The 5831-nt window shown below is 72.2% G+C and carries 3 protein-coding genes; all 3 read right to left on the reverse strand.

Features of this window, described 5'->3' with window-relative positions; genetic code table 11:
* Positions 1 to 87: 87 nt before the first annotated feature.
* Positions 88 to 1071: a Bug family tripartite tricarboxylate transporter substrate binding protein gene (locus AC27VN_RS30630; RefSeq protein ID WP_490878992.1), complete on the reverse strand. Its 984-nt coding sequence runs from the start codon at positions 1069 to 1071 to the stop codon at positions 88 to 90.
* Positions 1072 to 1223: 152 nt separating this feature from the next.
* Complete coding sequence (locus tag AC27VN_RS30635) at positions 1224 to 1799, reverse strand: RNA polymerase sigma factor (protein ID WP_093344550.1); 576 nt, start codon at positions 1797 to 1799, stop codon at positions 1224 to 1226.
* Between the two features lie 112 nt (positions 1800 to 1911).
* On the reverse strand, positions 1912 to 5831 hold a 3920-nt coding region (locus tag AC27VN_RS30640), incomplete at its 5' end, for a filamentous hemagglutinin family protein (RefSeq protein ID WP_490878993.1).

Here is a 5831-nt window from a genome sequence, read left to right on the forward strand (position 1 = left end):
CCGGCCAGCAGGTTGGCCGGCAGTTCGGCCAGCAGCGCCTGCAGGCTGGCGGGATCGGCGGTGGTCTTGAGTTCGGTCATGGCGGGTTCAGTCGGCCTGGATGCCGAGCTCCTTGATGACCTTGCCGAAGCGCGCGTAGTCGGCGGCATTGGTCTTGCCGAGCACCTCGGCCTCGCCGCCCACGGGCGTGGTGCCGAGCACGGCCATGCGCGAGACGATCTCGGGCATGCGGAGGATCTCGTTGAAGTGGCCGTTGAGCGTCTTCACGATCTCCGGCGGCAGGTTGCGCGGGCCCCAGAGGCCGTTCCAGGCGGTCACCTCGACGTCCTTGTAGCCCTGCTCGGCCAGCGTGGGCACGTTGGGCGCGAGCGGCGTGCGCTGGGCCGAGGCCACGGCCAGCGCGCGCAGCTTGCCGTTGGCGAAGTACGGCGCCACCGGGCCCAGCGTGATGAAGGTGACGGGCACGTGGCCGCCGAGCACGTCGTTGACCGCCGGCGCCACGCCCTTGTAGGGCACGTGCGCGAGGCTGGCGCCCGAGGCGCGCGCGAACATCTCGCCGAGGATGTGCATCGGCGAGCCGCTGCCCGGGCTCGCGTAGCCGAGCGGCTTGCCGGGCTTGGCCGCGGCCACCGCGTCCTTCAGGCTCGCGAAGCCGCTGCCGGCGCCGGCCACCAGGAACAGCGGCTGGCTGCCGGTCTGCACGATCGGCGTGAAGCCCGCGAGCACGTCGTAGCCCGAGGTGCCGCCGGTCTTGAGCACCAACTGCGCGATCGAGAAGGTGCTGGGCGCGAGCAGCAGCGTGTAGCCGTCGGGCGCGGCCTTCGACACGAAGGCGCTGCCGATGATGCCGCTGGCGCCCGGCCGGTTGTCGACCAGCACCGGCTGGCCGACGCGCGTGGCGAGCTTCTCGGCGAACAGCCGCGCGAGCGCGTCGGTGTCGCCGCCGGCCGGGTAGGCGACCACCAGCGTGATCGGCTTGGCCGGATAGGCATCGGCCCAGGCGGACCCGGTGGCGCTGGCGGCGGCCGCGCAGACGGCGGCGGCGAGGGCGTGGCGGCGAGTGAGGGACATGGGTTCGTGGGGTCCGGGTGAATCGTTGTTTGTTTTACTAATGAAACAACGATTTATTAATGGAACGCCACGAAGGATAACGATCAGGACAACTTCATATCTAAGTAGAAACCCTAGTCAACAAATCTCGAAAAAGTCACGGCCTCACGCCGTCAACCGAGCGTCGCCATTCCGGCTTCCTCGGCGCAGCACGCCAGTGCCTGGCGCAGCACGGTGTCGAGCCGCCGCAGCGACAGATCGCTGCGGCGCGCCACCTCCTCGCGGGTCATCTCGTCGACGCGCAGTGCCATGAACACGGCGCGGTGGCGCTGCGGCAGCCGCCGCATCGCGCGGTCCACCGCATGCAGCGCGCTGCGCGCCTCGGCGATCGCGCAGGGGCCCGGCGCGTGGTCGACCAGCGCCTCGAGCTCGGTGTCGGCGGCGTACTGCCACGAGCGGTTGCCGCGCATGCGGTCCATCGCCACGTTGCACGCGACGCGGTAGACATAGGCCTCGGGGTTCTGCACCGACGCGACCGGAGTCTCGCCCAGGCGCAGCCAGGCGTCGTGCAGGCACTCGCTGGCCAGGTCGGGGCACCGCAGCTGGCGCACCAGGCGCTGGTGCAGGCGCCGGTAGTTCGCGGCCAGCCAGGCCTGCAGCGCCCACTGGCGCTGCGCCTCGTCGAGCGGCTCGTTCGCCGCCTCGTGCGCAGCGGACAGGTCAAGATCGTGGAGCGCATTCGACGCCATGGCGGATCTCCCTCTTCGGTCGTGGATGGTTCGCGCAGCGCCGTGCCCGCCCGCTCCCGTCCTGCACGCGTGCAGGCGGGAGACCGGGCGGCGCGGCCGCGCGGTGCTCGGCTCAGCGGTCCTGGCGCAACTGGCCGCGTTGCTCGCGGGTCAGGCGGGCCAGTTGCCCGGCATCGAAGTCCTGGCCCACGCCCACGATCTGCACCGGGCTGGCCGGGTCGTAGGGAACGCCGCGCGACTGCAGGCCGGTGCGGCGCGGCTCGGGCGGCCTGCCATCCTCGCCGGGCTCGTTGCCGAAGCCGAGCACGCGCACCGTGAACACCGAGGGCAGCGCCTGGCGCTGCGCCGTGCGCTCGCGCTGCAGCACGTTCTGCGCGGCGGCGGCCGCCTGCGAGGTGGCCGCGCTGGCATTGGTCAGCGCGCTCACGTTCACCGCCGCCAGCACCGGGATGCCCGCCGACTCGCCCTTGACCGCGATGTTGGCCGCGTTGACCACCTGCAGCGCCGCGAGATTCACGTTGCCCGACACGCGGATGCCGGCCTCCCCCGCATCGATGGTGCCCAGCGGCGCGATCAGGTCGATGTCGCCCGCGGGCACCTCGGGGATCGGCGCCAGCGTGGCGATGCCGGCGCCGGTGCTCGGCACGTTCGAGGACAGCGTCACGTTGCCCCAGGCGTCGTACTCGCGCTTGGGCGGCGTGTAGACCACGGTGGTCTTCGAGCCGCGGCCCGCGTTGATGTCGCCCTCGGCCGACCAGCCCAGGATGTGGCCGCCGAAGGTGGTCATGATGCGGCTCTGCCCGAGCAGGATGCTGCCCAGCGCATAGGTCGAGATGTCGCCGCGGCCCTGCGTGATGACGCCCGGCGTGACCCGGCCCCTGGCCACGGGCGCGTCGCCCTCGATGCCGAACACCTGCGCGCCGCCCGGGGTCAGCAGCTGGATATCGCCGCCGAACAGCGTGTTGATGCCGGCGGAACCGTACATGGTGATGTCGCCGCGGTAGCTCAGCGCGCCGCCCGCGGCATCGGTGGAGGGGAACAGCGCCGCGATGGCATTGCGCCCGCGCAGGTAGCTGCCGAAGCGCACGCCGTCGGCCTCGTTGTACTCGCGCCCGCCGGCCTTCAGTTCGGCGAAATACACCTGGCGCGCGAACACGCGCTGCTGCGCGGGCGGCAGGGCCTCGAAGAAGGCCCGCGCATCGGCCGCCGTGCCGGCGAAGCCGAAGCCGTTGGCCGGATCGGCCAGCCATGCGAGCAGCTCGGCCTCGTAGGTCTTGACGACCTTGCCGGGCTGATCGGCCAGCGAGGTGCCCGACTGCGCGCGGTTGGCCGCATCGAGATAGCGCGCGAGGAAGCCCGCATAGTCCGCGCCCTGCGCGCCGGTGCCGGCCGTCATCGCGATGCGCGCGCCCGGCCGCTTGTCGCCCGGTGTCGCCGAGCCCAGGCTGGCGATGGCGGCACGGTCCTCCATCACGATGTTGCGGCCCGCGCCGAGCTCCAGCGTGCCGGGGCCGGCCACGTAGAAGCTGCCGTAGAGGATGTCGCGGCCGGCGACCACGCGCGACACGTCCTGCGCATGGCCGTGGATCGCCAGGTTGCCGCTCGAGGTCGCCGCGTTGTCCAGGCTCACCAGCGTCGACTGGCCGGGCGCGGTGCCCGCGCCCACGATGTCGCGTCCGGCCATGACCCAGCTCGGCGCGGCGGCTTCGTACCAGGTGCTGCCATCCTCGCGCGCCAGGATCTCGCCGCTGCGCAGGCCCACCACGTCGCCGGCCAGCGCATAGAAGCGCGCCGGCGTGCGCGGCGCATCGCCGCTCGTGCCCGCATAGGTCTCGGGGACGAAGGCGAACAGGCGGAACGGGTCGGTGCGCGCCGTCATCCTCAGCCCCTCGGTGCCGAGATTGCTGGCCACGCGCGCATTGCCGCTGAAGCCGGCGAAGGCAGGGTTCAGCGGGCCGGGCATCGCCGCCGGGTCGGCGCCAGACTGGTTGATGGGATAGCTGCCCAGATACAGCGAATCGCCGGCCAGCAGTTCCAGCTGGCCGCTGCGCGACGGGGCCAGCAGCAGCGAGGTGCGCGAGGCGAAGTCGTTGACGCTGTCGCTCGCCGCGTTCGCGGCCGCGCCGCTGAAGATGCTGCCGCCCGCGGCCGTCGCGCGCAGGATGGCCGGGTAGACGAAGCGGTAGTCGCTGGCCGAGGCGTTGACGCTGGCGGTCAGCGACGAGCTCGTCGCCTCGCTCATCTGGGTGCTCGGCGTCAGGCTGCCGCCGGCCGAGAACAGGTCGATGGCGGTGCGCCCGGTCCACAGCGAGAACCAGCTGAGCCCGCCGCCGCCGTAGGCGCTGGTGCCGACGCTGAAGGGCGAGCTGTTCAGCATCCGCACGCGGCCCGGGTCGGCCGCCGCGCCCACCACCAGGTCGCCCAGCGTGTCGATGCGCACGGCCGAGTCGCCGGGCACCAGCACCAGGCCACCGGTCGCCTCGGCACGGTTCGCGCTGAAGGGATCGAAGGCGCGCGGGTCCTTCAGGTCGCGGCCGCCCAGGATCATGCCGCCGACCGAGGCCGCGCTCAGCTGCGTGGCGCCGCGCAGGTTGACCAGCGCGCCCTGCAGGTCGTGGTTCGGAACGAAGGTGCTGTTGGCGTTGCCGCGCGCCTGCTGCGAGCTGTTGATGCCGCCGCCGATGCGCATGTCGATGTCGCCGCCGCCCGTGAGCACCAGGCCGCCGTCGTCGGCCACGCGGCCGGTGCTGCCGACCGCGACCACCAGGCCCTGGCTGCGGGTCGTGCCCTTGCGCTCGAGCATGCCGGCATCACCGCCGGTGAGGATCTGCACATTGCCGCCGCCCAGCGTGCCGAAGCCGGTGAAGCCCACCAACGACGGCTTCGGGTCGGCGCCCAGCAGGCCCGCCGGGTTCACCGCGTAGCTGCCGAAGTTGATCCACCACGCCGTCGGCAATTGCGCGCTGCCGTCGCCTTGCCGCCAGAGCCAGTTGCCCACGCCCACGCTGGCCTGCTGCACCACGTCGCTGGTGGACGCGGACAGCATGTCGCTCGTGAGGTTGCCGCCCGCGCGCACCGTGAGGTTGCCGCCGGCTTCGGGGAACCACGCCTGGTAGACGCGACCGTCACCGGCCACCAGCGATTCGTACTCGATGCCACCCGCGCCGAGCACGCTGCTCGCGCCCGGCGCGTTGCCGCGTGCCCGGTTGAAGCGGCCGTCGACACCTGCCGACTGCGTGCCGGCCGTATAGATGCCGTAGAGCGAGCGCACGTCCACGTCGCCCGAGGCGATGAGGTCGAGGTCGCCGGTGCCGGTGCGCACCACGCTGAGGCCCTGGCCGTGCGCGGCGATCACGTTGGTGGCCGAGCCGTAGTCGATGCAGGAGCCGGCGATGATGTCGCACAGCACCAGGTATTCGTCGGGAACGGTGGTGCCGGCGGGCTCGCCGAAGACGTTGTCCGGCGCCCACACGATGCCGGTCTTGCTGACGCAGTCGGACGGGTCGATGATCGGACACAGCCCCTCCTCCTCCTTGGTCACCGGCTGTCCCGCGGGCATGCCCCAGTTGTTGTTCTCCGCCCAGACCAGCGTGCCGCCGCCCCTGGTGACGGTGGCACCGTAATGCGTGTCGGCCAGGCGCAGGCTGCCGGTGTTCGCCAGCGCGATGCGGGTGTCGGCCGCGCCCAGGTCGGCGCCGGCCACCAGCCGCACCGCCCATGACTCGCTGCCCGCCGGCAGCATCGGCGCCAGCGCCCAATTGCGCCCGCGCGTGCCGTCGCTGTCGGGGCGCAGCTCGATGTAGCCGACGCCGTTTTCGAGCACCACCCGCGTGGTCGACGGAATCAGCGCGCCGCGTCCCAGTTCGAGCGCACCGCGCAGCAGCACGGTGCTGCGAACGACGTCGTTCTCGTAGGCCACCGGCAGCGGCACGCCCTTGGGCCATCGCATGTCGCGCAGCGCGGTGCCGCTCGGCAGCGGCGTACCGGCGCCCAGTTGCGTGCCGGCCGGCAGCGTGACGGCGTCCTTCAGCA

Source organism: Variovorax sp. 20P10.2.4, from assembly GCF_058244205.1.

Excerpts from the sequence above, each read along its gene's own strand:
- AC27VN_RS30630 (WP_490878992.1), bottom strand. The coding sequence starts at position 1,071 with ATGTCCCTCACTCGCCGCCACGCCCTCGCCGCCGCCGTCTGCGCGGCC.
- AC27VN_RS30635 (WP_093344550.1), bottom strand. The coding sequence starts at position 1,799 with ATGGCGTCGAATGCGCTCCACGATCTTGACCTGTCCGCTGCGCACGAG.